This is a genomic window from Streptosporangium sp. NPDC005286, from assembly GCF_040607515.1.
Taxonomy (GTDB): domain Bacteria; phylum Actinomycetota; class Actinomycetes; order Streptosporangiales; family Streptosporangiaceae; genus Streptosporangium.
The window spans coordinates 1-23023 of the sequence record NZ_JBEXGU010000015.1 but is presented as its reverse complement, the minus strand read 5'-3'; the positions used below and the strand labels follow the sequence as shown (position 1 = coordinate 23023).

The window sequence follows — 23023 nt, the reverse complement described above, 5'->3', positions numbered from 1 at the left end:
TGTTCGTACGGGGTGCGGGCTGTAGTCGCTTCGTTTCCGGCCGCTCAGGGGGCGTCCTGATGCTGAAGCCTTCGTCTGGGGTGGGTTGAGGGGCGGGCGCCGTAGCTGAAGCGCTGCTGCGGGAAGGAGCTCAGGGTTGGGCTTCTTCAGCCGCTCGGCACAGGTGGGAGGCTCGGTCCTGCACCGCGCGGCCACCGCGCTGATCGACCTGGCGCGGGAGCGGGCCGCGCGGCTGTGGCGGCTGCCGGTCGGGGAGGTGGTCTGGTCCGGCGGCACGCTGAGCTCCCGTACGGGCGACGCGGTCGCGCTGGACCTCGGCGAGCCGGTGCGGGCCACCGGGCCGCGACGGTGAGCCGCATCCGCTCCAGCGGGCGTTCTCCGCTGAGCACGCGCTGCAGTGCGGTTTCTGCACGCCGGGGTTCCTCATGCTCGCCGTCGCCGCGCTGGAGTCCGACCCCGCGATCGTCGAGGATCCGGAGCGGCTGCGGGAACTCCTCAGGTCCAACCTGTGCCGGTGCACCGGGTACGAACCCATCCGGCGCGCGATCGGCCTCGCTGTAGTCCCGGGGAAATTTCCAACGGATTGTGCGTCACGAACGCAGAGAGGGGCTTGAAGTGTAGGAGAGAGCTTCTTGATGCGGTGCTGCGTAAGAGATGGAGGATTCTCGGCCCTCCAGTGTCGCCCTGCGCGGGGAGGCACTAAACCACCCTCTGCTGCGTTAGCTGAAGACTGTCGTGGTGAGCGACGAGGGAAAAGGCGTCCATGATGCGAACCGGTGTCGGGAGCATGACAACACCGAGTTCACATTCCTGGGGTTCACCTTCCGATCCCGTGCACCGGGTAGCTGGCGCGGAACACGTTGTGCGGGTCACGGGCCCGCTTGATCTTCCGCAGCCGCGCGAGCGCGCTGCCGGAGAAGGACATCGCCGCCGTTTCACCGGGGGACAGCACGGTGTACGGCTTGCGGCCGCTGATGTAGGCCTTCAGGTCGGCCACGACCTCGGCCTGCTTGGCGCGCGTCGCATCGGCCGCGTGCGGCAGGCCGAGACCCACCAGGCCGAGCAGGTACGGCTCAGCCACCGCGCCGCTCGCACCGGCCCCGCCGCCCGGCTCGGCGAGCGCCCCGCCCAGATGCCTGATCTGCACGTTGATGAGCGGTTCGACCGGCTTGGCCAGCAGGAGCTCCACCGCGTCCGCGTCCGCGTCCAGGCCGGTGAGCAACTCCGCACGAGCGATGGATGGGGCCGGATCGGCGGGCTCAGCGGCGATGCCCCCCAGGTCGGCAACCGGGACGACGCCGCGGCTGTCGGAGATCGCGCCCTCGATCTTGTCGACGCGCGCCAGCAGGTCCTCCCCCTGAGCCGCCTCACCCAGGTAGGCCAGATCCAGCGTCACCATCGGCGACGCGCCGGGTGGCTGGAGCCGGTTGATCCAGACACTGAGCTCACGCGGCGCCGCGGCGGTGATCTCCAGAAACGCGTCGTACACCTCCCTGGTCCGGTGCTCCGGCCAGATCACCCGCCCGCCGTACAGGAAAGGAATACCGTGCACCCCTTCGGGGCGTGCAGACGTCAGGCGGGCTGCGCGGTGGGTGCTGGGGCGGTGGCCTTGCGGGCCTTGCTGGTCTCGCGGAGGATCAGCAGGCCGGTGGCCGCGATCAGTGCCGAGGTCAGGCCGTGGATGCCGAACGCGGCGGCCATGGAGCCGTGGTGGGCCAGGACGTTGACCATGTCGCCGAACGGGGCGACGGCCACCATCAGCAGGACCCAGCCCAGGGCACGGCGGTGGCCCCTCACCAGCAGGGCGCCCATGGCCAGGCCCATCGCGATTTCGCGGCTGCCCTTCACGATAGGGAAGCCGCTGTCGCCAGAGGGCCAGTTCGGCAGGCCCGGGAAGGACGCCTCGAGGGGCAGGACGAAGGACAACCCGAGGTAGAGGGTGAACAGGACGACGGCGGTGGCCAGGACGGTGTTGAGCTTCTTCTGCGACATGGTTGTTCTCCTTTGATGTTCAGACTGGGCAGGGTTCAGCCGCGGACACGGCGGATGTGGCGGGCGTAGCGGGGGCGGCCGATGACGTGCCAGATGACGCGGACCGGGGTGGGCAGGCCGCTGAGGACGATGGCGCGCTCGGCCGGCTTCGCGTCTTCCAGGACGGCGCCGAAGAGCGTGAGCAGGGTGAGTTTGGGAGTGTTGTTCACCAGGTGGTCGCCCAGGGAGGCCCACTCCTGTTGTGTGATGTGCTTGGCCGCGAGCGGGAGGAGGGTGGCCTCCTCATCGTCGAGGTGTTCCAGCAGGACCGCGCGGTGCTCGGAGAGGGCGGCCACGAGGGTGTCGCGTACGTCGGCGCCCGCGGTGGCCTCCCAGGCGGGGACCGTGGCGTCCAGCCTGCTCAGGGTGGCCGTGATGCGTTCGTGCTGGGCCTGCATGCGCAGGACGATGTCGGCTTCTAGGTCCACCCGGGAAAGCAGCGGCGGCCACAGCAGGTCGTCCTCGCCCTCGTGATGGTTGTGCAGGCCCATGCGGTAGACGCGGAAGTGGTCGGCGATCACCTTGGCGCGAGCGGTGTCACCCGGGGCGACGGCCGCGACGAGCTCCACCAGCAGCCGTGACTCACGGCGGAGCACGCGGTGGACGATCTCCATATCCTGGGTGTTGACGCTCATCTGTTCCCGCCCTTCATCGGTTGCGACGTGTTCAGGCTGCTCCCGGCTATTTGGAGGGGGCTTGGAGTCAATTTGGAACGTCCACATACGATGTGCAGATCATGGTCTTCATCCGGGTGCTGGGCGCGTTCGCAGCGGAGGTAGACGGTGCGGCCGTTCACCTCGGCGGGCCGCGGCAGCGGGGCGTGCTGGCGTTGCTGGTGGCGGCGCGTGGGCAGGTCGTGCCGGTCGACCGGATGATCGAGGATCTGTGGCGCGGGGAGCCGCCCGCGCGGGCGCTGATGTCCCTGCAGGCGTATGTGTCCAACCTGCGTCGGTTGCTGGAGCCTGGACGTCCGCCGCGCACGCCGGCCCGGCTGCTGGTGAGCGCGGCGCCGGGTTATGCGCTGCGGCTGCCACCGGAGGCGGTGGACGCGTGGCGGTTCGAGGGCCTGCTGGGCCAAGCGCGTACGGACACCGACATACGCGCCGCGCAGGCTCGGCTCGCCGAGGCGCTGGGGCTGTGGCAGGGACCGGCGTTCGCCGAGGTCGCCGACGAGCCGTGGGCCGCCGCCGAGACGGCCCGGCTGAACGAGCTACGCTTGGTCGCCACCGAGCTGCACGTCGCGGCGGGTCTGCGCAGCGGCGACCCCGCCGCGGTGGTTCCCGAGGCCGAGCGGCTCACCCGCGACGAGCCCCTCCGCGAGGAAGGCTGGCGGCTGCACGCCCTGGCACTGTGGAGCAGCGGCCGCCAAGCCGACGCGCTGGCGACGCTTCGCCGCGCCCGCGGCATCCTCGCCGAGGAGCTCGGGCTCGACCCCGGCCCGGACCTGACGGCGTTGGAGGAGGCGATCCTCACCCAGCGCACAGACGTCCTACGCGCGACCGTGCCCCCGCCCCCGCTGACCGCCCCGCTGCCGCAGGTGGCCCCTCTCCCGGGGGCGGCTCCGATCGTCGAGGCGCCGTTCGTCGGACGCGAGGCACAGCTGTCGGCACTGGTCACGGCCGCCACCGAGGCCGTCACCGACGGCGCCCGCATCGCCCTTGTCACCGGCGAGGCCGGGCTCGGCAAGTCGACGCTGCTGGAACACCTCGGCAGGCGGCTCGAACGTGACGGGTGGCTGGTCGCCGTCGGCCGCTGCCCCGAGGTCGACAGCGCGCCGCCCGCGTGGGCCTGGACCGAGGCGCTGAGAGCCGCCGCCGCGACCACGTCCCCGGGCGAGTTCGCGGGAGACCTCGCGCCGCTGCTCACCGACACCGGACCGGCGGACGACGACGCCACCGCCGGACGGTTCCGGCTGCGCCAAGCCGTGTGGAAGTGGCTCGCGGCGGTCGCCACGGAACGCCCGGTCGCCGTCGTGCTGGACGACCTGCACTGGGCGGACGCCGCCACGCTGGAACTGCTCGGCGGCGGCCTCGGCATGCGGGCCCCGATCCTGGTCGTCGCCGCGTACCGCGCGGACGAGAGCGGGCACCTCACAGAAACGCTGGCCTCCCTCGCGCGCGCCACGCCCCTCCGCCTGGCGCTGCCGGGGCTGAACGACGAGGCCGTCGCGGAGCTCGTACGGGCCGAATGCGAGGCCGACGAGGAGACCATCGCCGGGATCGCCGAGCGCACCGGCGGCAACCCGTTCTACGTGCGCGAAAGCGCCCGGCTGCTGAACGGCGAAGGCGCGCTGGTCGCCCTCTCCGAGGTCCCCGAAGGCGTACGGGACGTCCTGCGCCGACGGCTCGCACGCCTGCCAGAGGCAGGCGTGTCCGTCCTCCGGCTGGCCGCGGTCGCAGGCCGGGAAAGCTCAGTGGACGTCCTGGTAAAGGCCGCCGACACCGACGAGGACGGGGTGATGGACGCGCTGGACGCGGGCGTCATCGCCGGGCTCCTCGACGAGCCCGGCCCAGGCCTCATCCGCTTCGTCCACGCCCTCGTCAGGGACACGCTCATCGCCGACGTCAGCAGATTGCGTGCTACCCGGATGCACGCCCGGATCGCCGCCGCTCTTGAAGGCACCGACGACATCGCGGCGCTGGCCCACCACTACGCGCGCGCCGGCTCACCGAAGGCCGTCGGCTACTGCGTCCAGGCCGCCGAGCTTGCCGAGGCCCGCTACGCCCACGACGTGGCGGCCGCCCTCCTCACCGATGCCGTCACCAACTCGACCGGACCGGACGAACGCGTCGAATTGCTCGGCAGGCTGCTGCGCGCGCAGATCCGGGCGGGAGCCGTCGCAGCCGCCCGCGAAACACGACGTGAAGCCGTGGAGTACGCGGAGTCCCTGGGCCGCGACGACCTGATGATCGCCGCATTCACCGCGTGGACAGAGCCGACCCCCTGGCAAGCCCGTACGTACGGCACGGTGGACCGGCCCATCGTCGACCGCCTGAGCCGCCTGCTGAAGCGCGACCTGGCCCCTTCGGTGCGGTCCCGGCTCCTGACGGCGTACGCGCACGAACTGGTCGGCGAGGACGACCCGACGGTTGTAGAGGCAGCGCAGGAGGCACTCGACCTCGCCACCGGACCCCGGTTGCGGGCCGCGGCACTCGGGATCCTGGCCGAAGTCCACGGCGACGCCGAGCTCTGCCGGGAGCTCGTGGAGATCGGCACCGAGCACGACCTGCCGGTCTACCGCGTCACTGGGCTGCTCAATCATGCCGGCGTCGTCGCCGCCGCCAATGACCCGGTGACCATGCACCAGGTGATCACCGAGGCCCTGGAACTCGCGCGTACCTACCGAATGCGTGAGGCGATCGCCGTCGCCGAGATCACGCTGGCGAGCCTGGCGCTCATCGAAGGCCGATTCGCCGACGCCGAGTTCCTCTACATCAAGGCCGACGAGGGCATGCGGCGCATCGGATCGGTGCACATGGGCTTTCTGCAACTCGCCCTGGCCACGATCTGGCTGAACGAGGGCACGCTCGGTGCGCACCTGGGCGACGTTCGCGCCCTCCACGCCGTGCTTGGCCCCATGGTCTCCGACCTGCTCGCGCTCGCCCTCCACGCCAACGGCCTGGACACCGAAGCCCGCGAGGTCCGCGCGTCACCCAGCCCGATCCGCCCCGACTTCTTCTTCACCTTCCTCACAACGTTGCGCGCGATGGCCATCGTCGCCTTGAACGACCGCGACGCCGCCGAGGAGATCTACGCGACGCTGCTTCCGCATCGCAACGGCCCCCCGGCGGGCGCCGCGAGCCTGTCGTTGGCGCTGCGCCCGGTCGCCCACACCCTCGGTGAACTGGCCGTCTTCCTCGGCCGCACCGACGAGGCCGCCGCCCACTTCACCCAGGCCGTCACCATCGCCGACCACTGGAACGCACCCCACTGGGCCGCCGAGGCCCGGTTGCGAACGACCACCTAGTCTCTGCCCACGGCGCCGCACATTCGTGACACAGAACTTGCATTATCTGTCACGCTGGCTGCTATCGGGCTGTGTCCGCCCAGCTCGGCGTCTGCCGCCACGACGGCGACTCGGCTACATCATGTGTCACATCGCCTGCCCGGAGGACGTCCGTGTCCGTCGTGTCCTTCCCCGGCCCGCCGACCCCGCGCACGCCCTGCGGGAACGCCTGCTGTGGCGGCTCCTGTACGACACGGCCGCCCGCGCCGAGGAGATCCTCACCCTCAACGTCGAGGACCTCGACCTGGAGTTCCGCCGCGCCCGGGTCGTGTCCAAGGGCGGAGCCATCGAATACGTGCACTGGGCCACCACGACGGCCCGGCTGCTGCCCCGCCTGCTGGCCGGCCGCACCTGCGGGCCGGTGTTCCTGGCCGATCGGCGCGCTCCTTCCTCCGGCCGCCGTGCGCCGGCATCCGGCGACGTCTGTCCCGTCACCGGGCGGGGCCGCCTGTCCTACCCACGCGCCGAATACCTGTTCAAGACCGCCTCGGCCGAGCTCGACCCACACCGCCGGGGGTGGACCTTGCATCAGCTGCGTCATTCGGCGCTCCAGCATCTCGCGCAAGCCGGACGCGCCGCGCCCGAGCTCCAGGCCAAGAGCCGCCACCAGCACCTGGCCGGCCTCGGCCGCTACGTGCGCCTGGGCGAGGAGACCTCCGCCCGCATCACCGCCGACGCCGACCCGACCCGGCGGCGCCGCCCTCGCTGACCGCACCGCACCAGGGCGGCCGACCGCTCAGCATGCCGGCCACACCCGCAGAACCTGCTCGTCATCGGAGTCGGGCTCGACCCGCATCCCGACCGCCCTCAGCGCCGCCGCATACGCGGCCACCTGCTCCCCGGCCCCGCTCGCAGACCCGGCGAAAGCCACCAGGAAGGGCCGCTCCGCGCTCCCGCCCTCCACCACGAACCCGGCCCGGCTGTCGCTGAACTCCGTCAGCCCGACAGCACGCAGGGCGTCCCGGGCTCGTTCGGCATCGCGATCGCGCTCGCTCCACAGCGGCCGCCGTCCTTGGCCGTAGCCGAACCTCGGCTCGTCATCGCCCATGATCCCCCTCGCGACTGCCGTCCAGGCCCTGTGTATCGCCGCAGGTCAGGCAAATCCGTTGGAAATTTCCCCGGGACTACAGCGAGGCCGATCGAGAGCGCGGCCAAGGCCCTGTAGTGGTTCGTCGGCGTTTCCCGGCTCCTGCGGCGCACGTTCGCGCAAGTCGTTTAATTCGGGTCTGCCACCCAACCTTCTTGCTCCTCGTCGGCGTTTGTACCAGTCGGGAGGAGAAATATTGGATCGCAATGACAGCTTCCGTGAATTCGTGGACGCTCACCAGCAGTCGTTGATGCGCACGGCGTACCTGCTCACCGGAGACGCGCATCTTGCCGAGGACCTGCTGCAGAGTGTCCTGATCAAGATCATCAGGCGCTGGTCGAAGGTGCTGAGCCTTGACAGGCCGGAGGCGTACGCGCGGAAAGCGCTGGTGAACCAGTACATCTCATGGCTGCGGCGCCGGACCGGGCGCGAGCTTCCGCGGGCCGACCCGCCCGAGGTGGCCTATTCGAGCGAGGACTCCACAGTCATCCGGATCGTCGTGCGCCAGGCGCTCCTGCGGCTGCCCCCGAAACAGCGCGCGGTGATCGTCCTGCGTTTCTACGAGGACCGCACCGAACGTGAGACCGCCGAGCTGATGGGCTGTTCGGTCGGCACGGTCAAGAGCCAGGCCCATCAGGCACTGAACCGCTTACGAGTCCTGGCGCCGGAACTGGCCCCCAAATTCTCCGAACTGGAAGATCAGGCCGATACTCAGGAGGCACACCGATGACCTGGCTGCGGCAGGTGCTCGACGACATCGCCGAAGACTCCCCAAGGGTGGATCTGGCCGAGCGGACGATCAGAATCCACGAACGCAGGCGCCGGACCGTCACCGCACTCGTCGCGGCCGTCACGGTCACCGTCATCGTGCTCGGCGCGACGGCCGGGGTGCGGCTGCTGCCCACGGAACGGCAGGACTCCTCCGGGACCGGCGGAGTCGCCGATCTGCCGGACCGGGGAGTGGGCCCGCTGAGCCACGCGTACAAGACCTTCTGCAACCCGTCCGAAGGCGCGGCCCCTCCGGACTGCAGGGACGGCGCCTGGCGGGTGGTCACCCGCGCGGGAAGGACCTACCACGTTCCCGACGCGCTGACCGGCTTCAGCAGCCCGCTGGCGATCAGCCAGGACGGGCGCAGGATCGCCTACTACGCCGTCAAGGAGAGCACCTTCAAGGTCCGTGAGCTGGACAGCGGCGACGAACTGGCGGCTCCCGTCAAGATCCCCACAGCGTGGCTCGGCTCCGTCTCCCACCTCCTGATGTCCGACGACGGCCGCTTCCTGGCGTTCACCAAGCGTCCTCCCCTGAAGGACCCGGCCATGCTGATCGACATGCGCGAGCGGATGACCCGGCCGCTGCCGAACGGGGGGAATCCCATCGGCATCTCCAAGGACGGCGACACCGTGATGCTGGCGGAGTATTCGCCCAAGTCCCGCCTGCAGATGATGTCCCACCTGTGGACGACGTCCACGGCCGGAAACCAGGCCGCGGTCACCCTCCCGCGGGCCTACAAGTTCGGCGCGCTGGCTCCCGACGGCGAAACGGTCGTCGGACTGGAGAACCGTATGACCAGTAGCTCCAAGCCGTGCCTGACGGGTGCCCTCGCACACCTGGACGCGAGGACCGGCAAGGTGCGCCGGAAGGTCACGGTGAGCGGCCTGCCCACGAAGACCCACAACGTCTCCCTGCGCGCCTGGCTGAACCCCAGGGAGATCACCGTCATCGCCATTCCCAACCCGGTGTGCATGGGCAAACGGCTTCCCGCGGCGGATGACGCCCCGGCCACGACGACCGATCCGCCCTATGTGACCGTCACCGCCTACGCGCTGAACGTCGGAACCGGCAAGGCGCGGCGAATCGGCGGCTACACGGCGCAGGACTTCTTCGGCCTGGTCCTGCCGGGTCACGAGGGGACGCTCTGACGGCATCCGGGCCTTCGATTAGAAGACCCGGAAGTGGTGGAACAGCTCGTAGGCGGTGTTGTGGGCCGCGAAGGAGCGGGCCTCGGAGCGTTTGACGGCGAGGTAGGCGGAGGCGCGCAGCGGGCCGAGGGCGTGCATGAGGAGTTCGTCGGCCTCCAGGGCGTCCAGGGCCTCGTCCAGGGAGGCCGGAAGGCGGGGGACCTGGCCGGCGGGGAGGGTGGCGGGGTCGACGCCGACGGGGGCACCGGGGTCGAGCCGGCGGCGGATGCCGTCCAGGCCGGCGTGGATGACGGCGCCGAGCGACAGGTAGGGGTTGGCCGAGGAGTCGGAGGGTTTCAGCTCCAGGTTGGTGGACGCCGCGGCGTCCCGGCCGGTGGGGGAGCAGATGCGCACCGCGGCCTCGCGGTTGTCCATTCCGTAGCAGGCGTACGCGCTCGACCATGCCCTCGGGGTGAGACGCCGGAAGCTGTTCACCGAGCCGCAGGTCAGCGCGGTGAGCGCGGGCAGGTGGGCGATCAGGCCGCCGATGAAGTGGTAGGCCGTGACCGACAGGCCGTACCGGTCGGAGGGGTCGGCGAAGATGTTGGTGCGCAGGGCGGGGTCCCAGAGGGACAGGTGCAGGTGGGTGCCGTTGCCCGCCTGGTCGGCAAGGGGTTTGGGGGCGAGGGAGGCCCACATCGACATGCGGGTGGCGACGCCCCTGACGGTCTCGCGGTAGATCAGGTGGTTGTCGGCGGCGTGCAGGGCGGAGGCGTGGCGGATCGACAGCTCCTGCTGGCCGTGGCCCAGTTCCGGGTGGTAGTGCTCGACCCGCAGGCCCTGGCTCTCCAGGGCGTGGACCAAAGTCGTCGCGTAGTCGTGGGCCTGGTTGAAGCCGGTCGTCGAGTAGCAGAGGCTGTCGTCGGCGGGGACCAGGCGGTCCAGGCCGCCCTCGGGGTCGGGTTCGCGGCGGCCGAGGGTGAACTCGGGTTCGAAGGCGGCGACGAGGACACGGCCCTCGTCGGCCAGGGCGGCCACGGCCTCGCGCAGGAAGGTGCGCGGGCAGGCGGGCCAGGGGGAGCCGTCGACCTGGCGCAGATCCGACAGCATGGCGGCCGAGCCGGGGGCGTAGGGCAACTGGACGAAGGTGGTCGGGTCGGGGACGAGACGGACCTCGCCGACCGGGCCGAGCCCCTTGACGTCCTGGAGTTCGTCGAGCATGTTCATCGCCATCATCGCGACGGTGTGCCCGATGCCGGTACGGAGCCGTTCGGCCAGCAGGGAGTGGGAGGTGGCCTTACCCCTGATCACGCCGCCGTGGTCGGCGTACAGGAAGCGGATCAGTTTGATGCCGTCGGTGTTGACGCGTTCGGTGACACGTTCGATGACGCGTCGTGTCGCGGAGTCGAGCGTGTCGGCTCCGCCGGCGTCGTGATGATCTCCCACGCTTTCTGCGTAACACGTCTCCGGGGAGAGTGGAAGCACCTTGGTGTTTCCCTCGGATCGGTTCGGGGGGTTCCAGCGGTCTTTGACCTGTTGTTATGTGGTGGAACCCTGCTACCGCAGGGTGTTCGGCGTCGCGGGGGCAGCCGGAGGGAAAGAGACCGGGGCTGAGGGGAGCGGGCGGGCGCAGCGGCAGGTGATGGTGATCGTCACCGCGCCGGTGGCGCAGGCGCCGGAGGGAGTGCACGCCTCGACCGGGACCGTCCAGATGCCGGGCACCCGGGAGGCGCCGCCGAGCAGGCCGTCGGCGTCGAGCGTGATCCCGGTGGGCAGCAGGGTGGGGTCGGCCACCCTGAAACCGAGCGTCGCGCCGGTCGGGTTGGCCAGGGTGATCCTGCCCTTCAGCGGCCGGTCGACGGGGGCGCCGAAGTGGCCGAGGAACGGGTGGGCGGAGGGCGGCGAGGGAACGGCGCCCCGCCCGACGGGCCGTTCGGTCCCGTCACCGGCCGCCGTCCCCACCGTTGCCGGGCCCTTGAAGCCGGACGCCGGGGTGGAGGCCGGTGACGGGGCGGGGGACGGTGTCTGGACGGATGCAGGGGTCGCGAAGGCGACCTGTGAGGTCACCGGTAGGCCGAACGTGACGGCTCCGGCGATGAGCGACCCGACCAGGGAGAAACCCCGAGTGCCCCGCATGAACGATCCCCCCGTACGAAAAACGGACCTTCCCCTCAAGGTGCCGGAAAGATCATCAAGGGAGTGCCGTGATGTTTCCCGTGGTCATCCATGATCGGGTCAGGGCGTTCGCCGCGCGGCTCTGGGCGGCGGGTGGGGTTTCGTCGGGGGCTCACGGGCAGGGGGTGGCGGCCTACGGCGATCCTTGTGATGCGCTCTCGGGATCGGCGAAGCAGACGGTGCGGCGGTCTGGTGTCGGGGGAGTGTGGCGCTCCCCCGTGGATCGGTCAGGAGCGCGGATGACATGGTTCGGGGCGGGTGCTTCCCGCCGGTCGGTCAGCTAAGTACTCGTGTCACGAACAGAGCCAACTGGTCTGCTCCCCTAACGATCCCGTCGAAGACTCCGTTGACCGCGCCCGCCGCCTCGGCGGGCTTGGTGAACAGATAGAAGACCACGAACGCTACCCCGAGGTAGGTGAGGACCTTCTTGACCTGCATGGGGGCCTCCTGGCAGTTCCAATCCCAGCCGTATATACCCGAATTTTATCGATCTTTGGCATCTGCGGCCCGGGTGGCTCCCGGATTTTGATGATCATACCCATCCCACGGGGGCGAACCATGGTCTGGTCGTGAGTTTGGCATAGGTCACACCAGCCATCGTGCGGTGGCCGGGGCGCTCCTGTCCAATCCTCACAGCCAGGTATACCGCTAGGGCTAGGGGGAGGCGGTGGGATCGCGAATACCGGTGTGCGGTGACCCCTGCCGAAAAAACCAAGGGGGCTTGGTGTCTGGTGGCATCCGGTCGCCCCGGGCCCCGGGTGAGACCGCGGGCCGATCGCGCGACGCCTGGCGTGTACGTGTCCCGGCTCGGTCACGATCTCGCACGGGCCGTGAGCGAGCCGGTCGGGCGCACAGCCGCCGGGATGGGGCCGCTCAGACGCCCAGGGGGGCGTCCATCAGCCTGGCCACCGCCTCGTCGTCGCCGCTCAGGTCGACCTTGGCGTGGGCCTGGCGGCCGAAGCAGAACAGCAGCAGTTCCCCGGCCCGGCCCGTCACCTCGACCTGCTGCGTGGCGTCCTTGGAACCGCCGATGGCGACGCCTCCGCCGATGCGGTGCAGGACCACCCGGACGGGGGAGCGGCGGAGGAACACCCGGATGCCGGCGCGGATCTGTTTCCAGAACCTCTCCTCAAGGTCGGCGGGCAGCTCGCGCGGCTCCCAGACCCGCTGTGCGCGCCGCACGTCCTCGTGGTGGATGAAGAACTCCGCCGTGTTGACGGTCTGGTCGAGGCCGGGAAGGCGGTAGAGCCCGGACGGCCCCGAGCGCACGAGCTCGACGAGGCCCGGGTAGCCCTTTCTGGTCTTCAACGACTCCTGCACCCGGTCGGTGTATCCGGCCAGCGGCTTGAGGAGGATGCCTCCGAGCGCGTCGGCGCGGCGCTCGCGCAGGACGAGGTGGGCGGCGAGGTCGAAGGCGGTCCAGCCCTCGCAGAGCGTAGGGGCATCCGGGCCGAGCTGGGCGAACAGGTCGCTGAGCGCGGCGCGTTCGGCACGGGCGTGATTCATTTGATGATCCTAACAAGGTCGTTGTGTGAGCAACCAGAGGTGTGGGTGCGATCTTGTCGGAGGTGGTTCGGGAATAACCGCATGATCCAGGTTGATAGGGACTTAGGTAGCAATGTTTCCCGTCGAAAGGACACCTCCCGCGTGGCGAGCAAGGTGACCACCGCAGTCATGCGACAGGGGCTCGGTGTCCTCGGGGTGGCGATCCGGGCTGAAAAGCCGATCTTCGCTGCCGCGGTGTTGTCCAGCGCCCTGTACGGCCTGATGACCGTCGCCGCGGCGTGGGCGCTCGGCTGGGCGACCGACCATGTCGTGCTGCCCGCCTTCGAGAACGGGCGGATCACGACCGGCGCGCTGGCCTTCGGCGCGCTCCTCATCCTTGGGGTCTCCCTACTCAAGGCGCTGGGCGTGGCGGGACGGCGGTATTTCGCCGGTGTCATGCAGTACCGGATGCAGGCCCGCTCCCGCCGGGACGTCACCCGGCAGTATCTGAGGCTCCCGCTGGCCTGGCACCACAGGCACCCGACCGGGCAGCTGCTGTCGAACGCCGGCTCCGACGTCGAGGCCGCCTGGGCGCCGCTCGCGCCGCTGCCGATGGCGGTCGGCGTCGTGGTGATGCTGGTCACCGCGGCCGTCGCAATGGTGATCACCGACCCGATCCTCGCCCTCGTCGGTTTCCTGGTCTTTCCCGCGATCGCCGTGCTCAACCTGGTCTACCAGCGAAGGCTCAACCCGCTGGCCACCCGCGCTCAGCAGCTGCGCGCCGAGGTCAGCGAGATCGCCCACGAGAGCTTCGACGGCGCCCTGGTCGTCAAGACCCTCGGCCGCGAGGACGAGGAGACCGCCAGGTTCCTGGCCAAGGCCCATGAGCTGCGCGACGCCAACATCGCCGTCGGCCGGGTCCGCGGCCTGTTCGACCCGGTGCTTGAGGCGCTGCCCACCCTGGGCGTGCTCGCCGTGCTGCTGATCGGCGTGATGCGGCTGGAGAGCGGCGCGATCGGCTCCGGCGTGCTCGTCCAGGTCGCCTACCTGTTCACCCTGCTGGCCTTCCCGATCCGCGCGCTGGGCTGGGTGCTCGCCGAGCTGCCCCGGGCCGTCGTCGGCTACGGGCGGATCAGGGCGGTGCTCGACGCGACCGGCTCCATGGAGCACGGCGCCGTCGAGCTGACCGGCGCCGACCCCGCCAGGCTGGAGGTCCGCGACCTCGGTTACGCCTACGGCGGCGGTGACGGTGACGGTGACGATGACTTCCCCGTCCTGCACGACGTGAGCCTGGAGGTCGCCCCCGGCCGCACCGTCGCCCTGGTCGGCCCCACCGGGTCCGGCAAGTCCACGCTCGCCCAGACCTTCGTCCGCCTGGTCGATCCGGCGCGGGGCACCGTCCTGCTGGACGGCACGGACCTGCGCGAGGTCACCAGGGGCGGGGTCAGCGACGCGGTGGCGTTGGTGCCGCAGCAGACGTTCCTGTTCGACGACACCGTACGGGGCAACGTCACCCTCGGCCTGCCGGTCGGCGACGAGGACGTCTGGGCGGCGCTGCGCCTGGCCCAGGCCGAGGGGTTCGTCAGCGCCCTTCCCTCGGGGCTGGACACCAAGGTCGGCGAGCGCGGCACCAGCCTCTCCGGTGGCCAGCGCCAGCGGATCGCGCTGGCCCGCGCGCTGGTGCGCCGCCCCCGGCTGCTCGTCCTGGACGACGCCACCTCCAGCGTCGACCCGCAGGTCGAGGCCAGGATCCTGTACGGGCTGAGGGACGCGGCCCAGGCCTCCACGGTGGTCGTCATCGCCTACCGGATGGCCACCATCGCCCTGGCCGACGAGGTCGTCTACCTGGAGCACGGCCGGGTCGTCGACCGGGGCGGCCACGCGGAGCTGCTCGCCCGCTGCGCGGGCTACCGCAATCTGGTCACCGCCTACGAACGTCAGGAAGCCGAGCGCGAGGCGCTCGACGCCGAGCAAGAGGAAGAGGTCAGCGCTTGAGCTCGCTTCAGGGGGTCGAGCGTTCCGGGGTGGCCACCGTCAGACACGGGCTGTCACTCACGCCGGAGTTCCGCAAGGGGCTGGCCGGAACGCTCGTGCTGGCCGTGGTCGCCACGGTCGGCAAGATCATCGTACCGATCGCGGTCCAGCAGACCATCGACACCGGGCTCGGCGGAGCGACCCCCGACCTGGCCTACGTGCGCACCGCGGTGCTGCTGTGCGCCGCCGCCGTGGCGCTCACCGCGCTGTGTGGATACCTGATGAACGTCCGCCTCTACCGGGCCACCGAGTCCTCCCTGGCCGCGCTCAGGGTGCGCGGATTCCGGCACGTGCACGACCTGTCGGTGCTCACCCAGAACTCCGAGCGGCGCGGCGCCCTCGTCTCCCGGGTCACCGGCGATGTCGACCAGATCAGCACGTTCATGCAGTGGGGCGGGCTGATGATCATCATCACCCCGGGGCAGCTCCTGGTCGCCACCGTGCTGATGTTCGTCTACTCCTGGCAGCTCACCCTGGTGGTGTGGGCCTGCTTCCTGCCGCTCATGGTCGTGCTGCCGCGCTTCCAGCGGTGGCTCTCCGGCGCCTACACCCGGGTCCGCGAGCGCACCGGCGACATGCTCTCGGCGGTCAGCGAGTCGGTGGTGGGCGCCGCGGTGATCAGGGCCCACGGCTCCGAGGCCCGTACGGCGGAAAGGCTCGACGTCGCGATCGACGCCAACAAGGCGGCGCAGGCCCGCACCCAGCGGATCGTCGCGACGGTGTTCCCGCTGACCGAGATCGTCGCCTCGGTGGCCCTGGCCGCCGTGGTGCTGGTCGGGGTGCGGCTCGGCCTGGCCGGCGAGATCAGCGTGGGGAGCCTGGTCGCCTTCCTGTTCCTCATCACGCTCTTCGTCTCGCCGATGCAGATCGCCACCGAGGTGCTCAACGAGGCGCAGAACGCCGTCGCAGGATGGCGGCGCATCCTCGGCGTGCTCGACACCCCGCCCGACGTCGCCGACCCCGGCCCGGAGGGCGTCGAGCTGCCGCGCGGCCCCATCTCGGTCTCCTTCGAGAACGTCGGGTTCGCCTATCCCGGCGGGGTGCCGGTGCTGCACGAGGTCTCGGCGGACATCCCGCCCCGCTCGCGGATCGCCGTGGTGGGGGAGACCGGTTCCGGCAAGACCACCTTCGCCAAGCTGCTCACCCGCCTGATGGACCCCGTCTCGGGACGGATCACGGTGGACGGCCACGACCTGCGGACCGTCAGGTTCTCCTCGCTGCGCCGGCGCATCGTCATGGTCCCGCAGGACGGGTTCCTGTTCGACGGCACCCTGGCCGAGAACATCGCCTTCGGCCGCCCCTCGGCGACCGAGGAGGAGATCCGGCTGGCCATGACCGAGCTGGGGCTCGCCGACTGGCTGGAGGGGCTGCCCGCCGACCTGTCGACCAGGGTGGGCCAGCGCGGCGAGTCGCTGTCGGCCGGCGAGCGCCAGCTCGTCGCGCTCGCCCGCGCCTACCTGGCGGATCCCGACCTGCTGCTGCTGGACGAGGCCACCTCCGCGGTGGACCCGGCGACGGAGGTACGGCTGGCCCGCGCCCTGGAGGGGGTCACCCGGGGCCGCACCGCCGTCTCCATCGCCCACCGGCTCTCCACCGCCGAGGCGGCCGACGAGGTGTTCGTCTTCGACCGGGGCCGGATCGTGCAGCGCGGCCCGCACGCCGAGCTGGTACGGCAGCCGGGCGTCTACGCCGACCTGTACGCCTCCTGGGTCTCGTCGGCCCGTTCCTAGGAAGTCGGGGCGGTCGGTGTCCGGCAGACGTCCTCTCCGGCGCTCCCCGGCGGGCGGTGGCACGGTCAGCCGGTCCGCGCTTCCCGGATGGTCTTCTCGAAGGGGTGGGGGCCGATCGTCTCGGGATCGGCGTCCTGGTCGTAGAGCGGGGTGTATCCGGTCGCGAGATACAGCCCGGCGGCCTCGGGCTGGCGGGGACCGGTGGTCAGGTAGATCCTGCGGTAGCCCTGCCGTGCGGCCTCCCGCTCCAGCTCCCGGACGACGGCGACGCCCAGGCCGCGCCGCCGGTGGTCCGGGTGGGTCCAGATCCGCTTGAGCTCGGCGGTCTCCTCGTCGCGGCGGAAGAACGCGCCCCCGGCGACGGTCTGTCCGTCCTCGGCGAGAATGAGGAACGCACCCCCCTGCTCAGGGGCGAACCGCTCGTCGGGGTAGCGGTTGATCTCCTCGTTGGGGCCGTACCGGCTGTTGTACTCGGCGTGCAGGTCCTCAAGGAGCGGCCTGACCCGCGGGTCGCGGACGGCCACGTGGTGCACCTCGACGGTTGTGCCGGTCCGTCGTGGCAGGGGTGTCGTCCGGAGGATGTTCTCGGCTCCGGGGGCGGGCCTGGTGGAGTCGACCGTCACTTGGGCTGCCTCGGCAGGCCGGGCGGGTTGATCAGCGACTTGGGCAGCGCCTCGTTCTCCAGGCCCCAGCGCTTGAGCACCTCAAGATACCTGCCGTTCTCGATCAGCGTGTTGATCGCCTCGTTGACCGGCTGGACCAGGCCGTTGCCCTTCAGGGTCATGACCGCGATCAGGCCCTCGACCGACCCGCCGCCCGAGAGCGTCCCGACGATCCTGCTGTCGCCGCCGACGGCGACCTGGTAGGCGATGGGCGGGTTCGGGCCCAGGTAGGCCTGGATGCGGCCGGATTTCAGGGCGAGCAGGACGTCGCCGTACTTCTGGTAGTACTGGATCTGCGCGGCCTTGAGCCCGGCCTTCTGGTTCTGCGCGTCCCACTCCAGCAGGATCTTCTCCTGGTTGGTGCCCGATCCGACCGACACGTTCAGCCCGGCGATGTCGGCGGGCTTCTCGATCTTGGTGATCGGGCTGGAGGCGCCCACCTGCCAGGCGAGCTGGTCCACCCGGTAGGTGGCGAAGTCGTAGATGTCCTTGCGCTCCTCGGTCACCGTGACATTGTTGAGCACCGCGTGGTACTTGCCGGACTTGACGGCCAGGAACAGGTTCTCCCAGGAGGTGTTCTCCTCCCGCACCTTCAGGCCCAGCACGTCGGCGATCAGATGGGCGATATCGGTCTCCACCCCGATCAGGGTGGTGTCGTCGTCGGCCAGGGACACCAGGGGCGGCGCGCCCTCGCCGTTGAAGCCCACGATGAGCTCGCCCTTGGACCGGATCGCCTCGGGGACCTTGGCGGCGATCGCGTCCACCTTGTCGGCGCGGATCCGGTTCTGCTCCGGCGAGGTGTTGATCCTGACTCCGCCGGCCGTGGACGGGGCGGCGGATGGGACCGCGGCACTGTCGGTGGTGCCGGCGGAGGGCTCGGCGGTGCCGCAGGCGGCGGCGAGGAGGAGAGGCAGGGCGATGGCGGCGGGGGCGAGCCTCGATATGAACGACATGTCGATCCTTGTTCAGGTTGGGCGGGGTCAGAGGACCTTGCTGAGAAAAAGACGGGTTCGCTCGTGCCTGGGGGCGTCCAGCACCTCGGCGGGAGGGCCCTGCTCGACGATCCGGCCCTCGTCCATGAAGACCACCGTGTCGGCGACCTCGCGGGCGAAGCCGACCTCGTGGGTGACGACGATCATGGTGGTGCCGCTCCCGGCGAGGTCCTTCACCGTGTCGAGCACCTCACCGACGAGTTCGGGGTCCAGCGCGGACGTCGGCTCGTCGAAGAGGATGACCTTGGGCTCCAGGGCCAGGGCGCGGGCGATGGCCACCCGCTGCTGCTGGCCGCCGGAGAGCCTGCCGGGGTAGGAGTGGGCCTTGTCGGCGAGCCCGACGCGCTCAAGCAGCCGGGTCGCCAGCGCGTTCACCTCCGCCTTCGGCCTGCGCTGGGCCGAAAGGGGCGCCTCGGTGACGTTCTGGTGCACGGTCAGGTGCGGGAAGAGGTTGAAGTTCTGGAAGACGAAACCGATCTTGGTTCGCTGCCGGAGGATCTCGCGCTCGGGCAGTTCGTACAGCCGGTCGCCGACCCTGCGGTAGCCGACCAGCTCGCCGTCGACGCTGATCGACCCGCTGTCCACCTTCTCCAGGTGGTTGACGGTGCGCAGTAGCGTCGACTTGCCCGACCCCGACGGGCCCAGGATCACCGTGACCTCGCCGGGGTCGACCCGCAGGTCCACCCCGCGCAGCACTTCAAGCGACCCGAAACTCTTGTGCACGCCCCGCAGTTCGACCATCGCGGTGCTCATGCGCGGCCCCTGCCGTAGTACCGCTCGATGTAGTGCTGCGCGACGGACATCACCGAGGTCATGACGAGGTACCAGATGGTCGCGACCAGCAGCAGGGCGATGACCCGGCCGTTGCGGTTGTAGATGACCTGTACCTGGTAGAAGAGCTCGGGCAGGGCCATGATGTAGACGACCGAGGTGCCCTTGACCAGGCCGATGATCTCGTTACCCGCGGTCGGCACGATCGACCGCATGGCCTGCGGCAGGACGATCCGGAACAGCTGCCTGGTCCTGGGGATGCCCAGTGCGGCGGCGGCCTCCCGCTGGCCGTGGTCCACCGAGAGCAGCCCCGCCCGGACGATCTCCGCGGCGTAGGCGGCCTGGTGCAGCGCGAGGCCGAGCGCGGCGGCGGTGACCGGGCCGATCAGGTCCATCGTGCCGATGTCGAAGAACGCCGGGCCGAACGGCACGCCGAAGGAGATTCTCGGATACAGCAGGGCCAGGTTGTACCAGAACAGCAGCTGCAGGATCAGCGGGACCGACCGGAACAGGGCGATGTAGCCCCAGGCGACCGAGTTGAGCAGCGGGTTCCTCGACAACCGCATGAGCGCCAGGACGGTGCCGAGCAGGAAGCCGAAGACGATCCCCAGCGCGGTCAGCTCCAGCGTGAAGACGACGGCCCGCAGCACGGAGGGGGCGAACAGGTATTCCCCGACCACCTCCCACTCCCAGGCCGGGTTGGTGATCAGCGCGCTGGCCACCATGGCCAGCAGCACCGCGATGCCCGCGGCCGCCACCCACCGCCAGGGGTGACGGGTGGTGACCACCTTCGGCGGAGGCTCGCCGGTCCCTGTCTCTCTCGCGTCTCCCCTGTCGCCCGGTGCTCCGCCCGCCGGGAGGGTGGCGGTCCGGGCGGTGGTGGAGGCGAGCAGCACCCGGTTCCCCCCGTACCCGCGGTGGGTGCGCACCCGGGCGCCCGCCGCCGGGGCGGGGGGCGGTGCCTTCGCCGCCTTCGCGGCGGCTCCGTGCGTGTCACCGCCGTCGGTGCCTGAGAATTCGACGGGCATGGTTGAGGCCTTTCTGGCTGGTTCGTCCAGGAGGAGGGGGACGGGCGCGAGGGGGGCGTCGCCGGCGAATCGTCAGAAGGTCAGCGGTGACACGAGGGGAGGCGGAGGGGGCGCGGGTCGATGTGCCCGCGGACCGTCGGCCGGAGCTCTGGGCGCATGACATCACTTCAACACACGCTCATAATCCCGTCAAGACCTACTTGTTTAGTAGGTTTTATACGGCGCCGAACGAGATCGGTGCAAACCGGACCGCCCGCCGATGATTAGCCTGCTCAAAGCGAGGTAGGGGGCAGGACGAGGGCGGATCCCATGTCCGCCCGAGGGGAAGGGAACGATGGCAGAGGCGGAGCCCGCGGAGGAGCGGTTCCCCGTTCTGGACCTCCGTTCGGCGCTGGCCCGCGGGGACCTGCTCGATGACCTGTCCAACCTGCGGGTCGACGACGATGACGACGACGACCCCGTTCTGATCCGCCTGGACGGCACCCCCGTCGACACCTGGCGGGAGAAGTATCCCTACGGGGAACGGATGAACCGGACCGAGTACGACCGGCTCAAGCGGCTGCTCCAGATCGAGCTGCTCAAGCTCCAGTACTGGATCAAGGACACCGGGGGACGCCTGGTCGTCCTCTTCGAGGGGCGCGACGCGGCGGGCAAGGGCGGCACGATCAAGCGGTTCATGGAGCACCTCAACCCCCGTGGGGCGAACGTGGTGGCGCTGGAGAAGCCGAGCGAGCGCGAGAACACCCAGTGGTACTTCCAGCGCTACGTCTACCACCTGCCGTCCGCCGGAGAGATGGTCTTCTTCGACCGTTCCTGGTACAACCGCGCCGGGGTCGAGCGGGTGATGGGCTTCTGCACTCCCGGGGAGTACCTGGAGTTCCTGGAACAGGCGCCCGAGTTCGAGCGGATGCTCGTCCGCGACGGCATCCACCTGGTGAAGTTCTGGTTCTCGGTCTCGCGTTCCGAGCAGCGCACCCGGTTCGTGATCCGCCAGGTCGATCCGGTACGGCAGTGGAAGCTGTCGCCGATGGACCTGCAGTCGCTCGACAAATGGGAGGAGTACACCGCCGCCAAGGAGGACATGTTCGTCCACACCGACACCGAGGAGGCCCCGTGGACGGTGATCAAGAGCAATGACAAGAAGCGGGCCAGGGTCGAGGCCATGCGCCACGTCCTGAGCCTTTTCGAATACGAGAACAAGGACCACGAGGTCGTCGGCACCCCCGACCCCAGGATCGTCGTCCACGCCGCCGACGTGCTCGACGACGACCGCGCCCGCTGAGCCGTCCCCGCTCAGCGGACTCCCGCGTCACCGCCCGACAGGCGCTGGGCAAGATAGATCGGGACGACCGAGGCGACGATGAGAGCCGCGGCGACCACGTTGACCACGGGCGCCTGGTTGGGGCGGAACAGGTTCTCGAAGATCCACAGAGGCAGGGTCCTGACCCCGGCCCCGGCGGTGAACGTGGTCACGATGATCTCGTCGAAGGACAGGGCGAAGGCCAGCAGCCCGCCCGCGAGCAGTGCCGAGCGCATCATCGGGAAGGTGACCAGCCGGAACGTGGTGAAGGTGTCGGCGCCCAGATCGGCCGAGGCCTCCTCCAGGGAGGTGCCCGTACGCCGCAGCCTGGCCAGCACGTTGTTGTAGACGGTCACCACACAGAAGGTGGCGTGCCCGACGATCACGGTGAACAGCCCCAGACTCACCCCGAACGGGCTCAGCACCGCACGAAAGGCGTTGTTGAGCGCGATGCCGGTGACGATGCCGGGCAGCGCGATCGGCAGCAGGACCAGCAGCGAGACCGCGTTCTTGCCGAAGAAGTCGTAGCGCTGGATCGCGAAGGCCACCATCGTGCCGAGCACCAGGGCGATCACCGTGGCGCCCGCCCCCGCCTGGACCGAGGTCCACAGCGCGTCGCGCACGCCGGTGGAGTTCCACGCCGCCTCCCACCACCGCACGGTGAACCCGCTGGGCGGCCAGGCGAACGTCCGGTCGGTGTTGAAGGAGTTGAGCACCACGATCAGCAGCGGAACGTAGACGACGCCGAGCCCGGCGGCCAGCATGGCCCACAGCGCCGTGCGCGCCGTACGGGACAGGTTCACAGGTTCTCCAGGGCGCCGGTGCGGCGGACCGCGGCGAGGTAGACCAGCATGATCATCACGGGGACGGTGGCGACCGCGGCGGCGAAGGGGAGGTTGTTGGCCGCGCCGATGTTGTCGTAGACGACGTTGCCGATCAGCTGCGAGGTGCCGCCCACGATCTTCACGGTGATGTAGTCGCCGAGCGACAGCGAGAACGTGAAGACCGAGCCCGCGAGCACGGCGGGGAGGGCGAGCGGCCACACCACGGTGCGAAACGTCCGCCAGCCACGCGCCCCGAGGTCTCCGGCGGCGTCCAGCAGCGAGTCCGGCAGCCGCTCCAGCCCCGCGTAAATCGGCAGGATCATGTACGGCAACCACAGGTAGGACAGGGTGAGGACGGTGGCGGTCAGCCCGTACCCCCAGCCGAGAAGGCCCTCGGAGCCGAGCATCACCCGCCAGGCGTACGCCTTGACCAGGTAGGAGGCCCAGAGCGGGGTGAGCACGGCGATCACCAGCCAGCGCTGGGCGCGCGGCGAGGCCAGCTTGGCCATCGCGAACGCCATCGGGAAGGCGATCAGCAGGTCGATCAGCGTCACCGCGACCGCCACGCCCACCGAGCGCAGCGCGATCGTACGGTAGACGTCGGCGGTGAGCAGGTCCTGGAAGTTCCCCCAGGTCGGCACCCTGACCAGGTCGCCGGTGAAGGTGTCGGTGCTCCAGAAGGCCGTCACGAACAGGGCGGCCAGCGCGCCGAGATAGGCGAGGCCGAGCCAGAGCGCGGGGGCCGACAGCAGCAGCGAGAGCCGCACGCCCGCGTGCCGGTGCAGGAAGGCCGCGAGCCTGCGTCGAGGGGTGCGGGGCGGTGTGGGTCTCGCCGGTGCCGCGATGTTCAACGTCGGCTCCTTCCCGGTCAACGTCGGTTCTCTCCCCGGGCGAGGCGGGCTTCCGGCCCTTCTCGCGGGGCGGGTGCGGCGGGCACCTGGACCAGGCTTCCCGCGACGTAGGCGAAAGGCCGCTTGAGCAGGCCGATGACCAGCACGC

General features: G+C 70.2%; 23 protein-coding genes. 9 read left to right on the top strand and 14 right to left on the bottom strand.

What is annotated here, in order from left to right; translation table 11 throughout:
* Positions 1–136: 136 nt before the first annotated feature.
* The gene (locus ABZU75_RS08445) at positions 137–352 is read left to right on the top strand and encodes a hypothetical protein (protein WP_355550877.1); all 216 of its coding nucleotides are present in this window, start codon (positions 137–139) and stop codon (positions 350–352) included.
* A gap of 40 nt (positions 353–392) precedes the next feature.
* Positions 393–614: a 2Fe-2S iron-sulfur cluster-binding protein gene (locus tag ABZU75_RS08440; RefSeq protein ID WP_355550969.1), complete on the top strand. Its 222-nt coding sequence runs from the start codon at positions 393–395 to the stop codon at positions 612–614.
* Between the two features lie 203 nt (positions 615–817).
* On the opposite strand, the gene ABZU75_RS08435 is transcribed toward ABZU75_RS08440, so the two are convergent.
* Genes ABZU75_RS08435 through ABZU75_RS08425 form a run of 3 tightly spaced genes read right to left on the bottom strand, consistent with a single transcriptional unit; the run spans position 818 to position 2666 of the window.
* Positions 818–1552, bottom strand: coding sequence for a hypothetical protein (locus ABZU75_RS08435; protein WP_355550875.1), 735 nt, complete (start codon positions 1550–1552; stop codon positions 818–820).
* A 20-nt stretch (positions 1553–1572) separates the two neighbouring features.
* A complete protein-coding gene (locus ABZU75_RS08430) occupies positions 1573–1992 on the bottom strand; it encodes a DUF4267 domain-containing protein (protein WP_355550873.1) in 420 nt (139 codons plus the stop codon).
* Positions 1993–2027: 35 nt separating this feature from the next.
* On the bottom strand, positions 2028–2666 hold the full coding sequence (locus ABZU75_RS08425) for a hemerythrin domain-containing protein (RefSeq protein WP_355550871.1): 639 nt from the start codon (positions 2664–2666) through the stop codon (positions 2028–2030).
* 101 nt (positions 2667–2767) lie between these two features.
* On the opposite strand from ABZU75_RS08425, the gene ABZU75_RS08420 reads away from it, so the two are divergent.
* Together ABZU75_RS08420 and ABZU75_RS08415 are read left to right on the top strand one after the other, a co-directional pair.
* Positions 2768–5998, top strand: a complete 3231-nt coding sequence (locus tag ABZU75_RS08420) for a BTAD domain-containing putative transcriptional regulator (protein WP_355550869.1) — start codon at positions 2768–2770, stop codon at positions 5996–5998.
* A gap of 121 nt (positions 5999–6119) precedes the next feature.
* Positions 6120–6746, top strand: coding sequence for a tyrosine-type recombinase/integrase (locus ABZU75_RS08415; RefSeq protein ID WP_355550867.1), 627 nt, complete (start codon positions 6120–6122; stop codon positions 6744–6746).
* 27 nt (positions 6747–6773) lie between these two features.
* On the opposite strand, the gene ABZU75_RS08410 is transcribed toward ABZU75_RS08415, so the two are convergent.
* Positions 6774–7085, bottom strand: coding sequence for a hypothetical protein (locus ABZU75_RS08410; RefSeq protein WP_355550865.1), 312 nt, complete (start codon positions 7083–7085; stop codon positions 6774–6776).
* Between the two features lie 235 nt (positions 7086–7320).
* Here ABZU75_RS08410 and ABZU75_RS08405 point away from each other — a divergent pair, with 235 nt between their 5' ends.
* Both ABZU75_RS08405 and ABZU75_RS08400 read left to right on the top strand, forming a co-directional pair.
* Complete coding sequence (locus ABZU75_RS08405; RefSeq protein WP_355550863.1) at positions 7321–7854, top strand: SigE family RNA polymerase sigma factor; 534 nt, start codon at positions 7321–7323, stop codon at positions 7852–7854.
* Entirely contained in the window at positions 7851–9044 is a 1194-nt protein-coding gene (locus tag ABZU75_RS08400; protein ID WP_355550861.1) for a hypothetical protein, read from the top strand. The genes ABZU75_RS08405 and ABZU75_RS08400 overlap by 4 nt, the downstream gene beginning before the upstream one ends.
* A gap of 18 nt (positions 9045–9062) precedes the next feature.
* On the opposite strand, the gene ABZU75_RS08395 is transcribed toward ABZU75_RS08400, so the two are convergent.
* From ABZU75_RS08395 to ABZU75_RS08380, 4 genes are all read right to left on the bottom strand, one after another.
* Positions 9063–10469: a glutamine synthetase family protein gene (locus ABZU75_RS08395; RefSeq protein WP_355550859.1), complete on the bottom strand. Its 1407-nt coding sequence runs from the start codon at positions 10467–10469 to the stop codon at positions 9063–9065.
* 111 nt (positions 10470–10580) lie between these two features.
* Complete coding sequence (locus tag ABZU75_RS08390) at positions 10581–11159, bottom strand: hypothetical protein (RefSeq protein WP_355550857.1); 579 nt, start codon at positions 11157–11159, stop codon at positions 10581–10583.
* Between the two features lie 315 nt (positions 11160–11474).
* Positions 11475–11636 carry a hypothetical protein gene (locus ABZU75_RS08385; protein WP_169750203.1) on the bottom strand — a complete coding sequence of 54 codons (162 nt, stop codon included), beginning with the start codon at positions 11634–11636 and terminating at the stop codon, positions 11475–11477.
* Between the two features lie 435 nt (positions 11637–12071).
* Positions 12072–12704, bottom strand: coding sequence for a TIGR03085 family metal-binding protein (locus ABZU75_RS08380; RefSeq protein WP_355550854.1), 633 nt, complete (start codon positions 12702–12704; stop codon positions 12072–12074).
* A 168-nt stretch (positions 12705–12872) separates the two neighbouring features.
* Here ABZU75_RS08380 and ABZU75_RS08375 point away from each other — a divergent pair, with 168 nt between their 5' ends.
* Together ABZU75_RS08375 and ABZU75_RS08370 are read left to right on the top strand one after the other, a co-directional pair.
* Entirely contained in the window at positions 12873–14678 is a 1806-nt protein-coding gene (locus ABZU75_RS08375; RefSeq protein WP_355550967.1) for an ABC transporter ATP-binding protein, read from the top strand.
* Positions 14675–16447 (top strand): ABC transporter ATP-binding protein, encoded by a 1773-nt coding sequence (locus tag ABZU75_RS08370; RefSeq protein ID WP_355550852.1) that lies wholly within the window; start codon positions 14675–14677, stop codon positions 16445–16447. Before ABZU75_RS08375 ends, ABZU75_RS08370 begins: the two co-directional genes overlap by 4 nt.
* A gap of 65 nt (positions 16448–16512) precedes the next feature.
* Here the strand turns inward: ABZU75_RS08370 and ABZU75_RS08365 are convergent, their stop codons facing one another.
* Genes ABZU75_RS08365 through ABZU75_RS08350 form a run of 4 tightly spaced genes read right to left on the bottom strand, consistent with a single transcriptional unit; the run spans position 16513 to position 19900 of the window.
* Positions 16513–17070, bottom strand: coding sequence for a GNAT family N-acetyltransferase (locus tag ABZU75_RS08365; protein WP_355550850.1), 558 nt, complete (start codon positions 17068–17070; stop codon positions 16513–16515).
* A complete protein-coding gene (locus ABZU75_RS08360) occupies positions 17067–18062 on the bottom strand; it encodes an ABC transporter substrate-binding protein (RefSeq protein WP_355550848.1) in 996 nt (331 codons plus the stop codon). The genes ABZU75_RS08365 and ABZU75_RS08360 overlap by 4 nt, the downstream gene beginning before the upstream one ends.
* Before the next feature lie 27 nt (positions 18063–18089).
* Positions 18090–18854 carry an amino acid ABC transporter ATP-binding protein gene (locus ABZU75_RS08355; protein ID WP_355550846.1) on the bottom strand — a complete coding sequence of 255 codons (765 nt, stop codon included), beginning with the start codon at positions 18852–18854 and terminating at the stop codon, positions 18090–18092.
* Positions 18851–19900: an amino acid ABC transporter permease gene (locus ABZU75_RS08350; RefSeq protein WP_355550844.1), complete on the bottom strand. Its 1050-nt coding sequence runs from the start codon at positions 19898–19900 to the stop codon at positions 18851–18853. Before ABZU75_RS08350 ends, ABZU75_RS08355 begins: the two co-directional genes overlap by 4 nt.
* 334 nt (positions 19901–20234) lie before the next feature.
* Between ABZU75_RS08350 and ppk2 the strand changes: the two genes are divergently transcribed.
* Positions 20235–21182 carry a polyphosphate kinase 2 gene (gene ppk2 / locus ABZU75_RS08345; RefSeq protein ID WP_355550842.1) on the top strand — a complete coding sequence of 316 codons (948 nt, stop codon included), beginning with the start codon at positions 20235–20237 and terminating at the stop codon, positions 21180–21182.
* 11 nt (positions 21183–21193) lie between these two features.
* Here ppk2 and ABZU75_RS08340 read toward each other — a convergent pair whose 3' ends face one another.
* Together ABZU75_RS08340 and ABZU75_RS08335 are read right to left on the bottom strand one after the other, a co-directional pair.
* On the bottom strand, positions 21194–22003 hold the full coding sequence (locus tag ABZU75_RS08340; RefSeq protein ID WP_350922821.1) for an ABC transporter permease: 810 nt from the start codon (positions 22001–22003) through the stop codon (positions 21194–21196).
* Complete coding sequence (locus tag ABZU75_RS08335) at positions 22000–22875, bottom strand: ABC transporter permease (protein WP_350922819.1); 876 nt, start codon at positions 22873–22875, stop codon at positions 22000–22002. Before ABZU75_RS08335 ends, ABZU75_RS08340 begins: the two co-directional genes overlap by 4 nt.
* Positions 22876–23023: the final 148 nt, after the last annotated feature.

Bases quoted from the DNA above. Each gene is read 5' to 3' on its own strand.
- ABZU75_RS08430 (WP_355550873.1), bottom strand. From the start codon at position 1,992: ATGTCGCAGAAGAAGCTCAACACCGTCCTGGCCACCGCCGTCGTCCTG.
- ABZU75_RS08425 (WP_355550871.1), bottom strand. From the start codon at position 2,666: ATGAGCGTCAACACCCAGGATATGGAGATCGTCCACCGCGTGCTCCGC.
- ABZU75_RS08420 (WP_355550869.1), top strand. From the start codon at position 2,768: ATGGTCTTCATCCGGGTGCTGGGCGCGTTCGCAGCGGAGGTAGACGGT.
- ABZU75_RS08415 (WP_355550867.1), top strand. From the start codon at position 6,120: ATGTGTCACATCGCCTGCCCGGAGGACGTCCGTGTCCGTCGTGTCCTT.
- ABZU75_RS08410 (WP_355550865.1), bottom strand. From the start codon at position 7,085: ATGGGCGATGACGAGCCGAGGTTCGGCTACGGCCAAGGACGGCGGCCG.
- ABZU75_RS08400 (WP_355550861.1), top strand. From the start codon at position 7,851: ATGACCTGGCTGCGGCAGGTGCTCGACGACATCGCCGAAGACTCCCCA.
- ABZU75_RS08390 (WP_355550857.1), bottom strand. From the start codon at position 11,159: ATGCGGGGCACTCGGGGTTTCTCCCTGGTCGGGTCGCTCATCGCCGGA.
- ABZU75_RS08385 (WP_169750203.1), bottom strand. From the start codon at position 11,636: ATGCAGGTCAAGAAGGTCCTCACCTACCTCGGGGTAGCGTTCGTGGTC.
- ABZU75_RS08380 (WP_355550854.1), bottom strand. From the start codon at position 12,704: ATGAATCACGCCCGTGCCGAACGCGCCGCGCTCAGCGACCTGTTCGCC.
- ABZU75_RS08375 (WP_355550967.1), top strand. From the start codon at position 12,873: ATGCGACAGGGGCTCGGTGTCCTCGGGGTGGCGATCCGGGCTGAAAAG.
- ABZU75_RS08360 (WP_355550848.1), bottom strand. From the start codon at position 18,062: ATGTCGTTCATATCGAGGCTCGCCCCCGCCGCCATCGCCCTGCCTCTC.
- ABZU75_RS08355 (WP_355550846.1), bottom strand. From the start codon at position 18,854: ATGAGCACCGCGATGGTCGAACTGCGGGGCGTGCACAAGAGTTTCGGG.
- ABZU75_RS08350 (WP_355550844.1), bottom strand. From the start codon at position 19,900: ATGCCCGTCGAATTCTCAGGCACCGACGGCGGTGACACGCACGGAGCC.
- ppk2 (WP_355550842.1), top strand. From the start codon at position 20,235: ATGGCAGAGGCGGAGCCCGCGGAGGAGCGGTTCCCCGTTCTGGACCTC.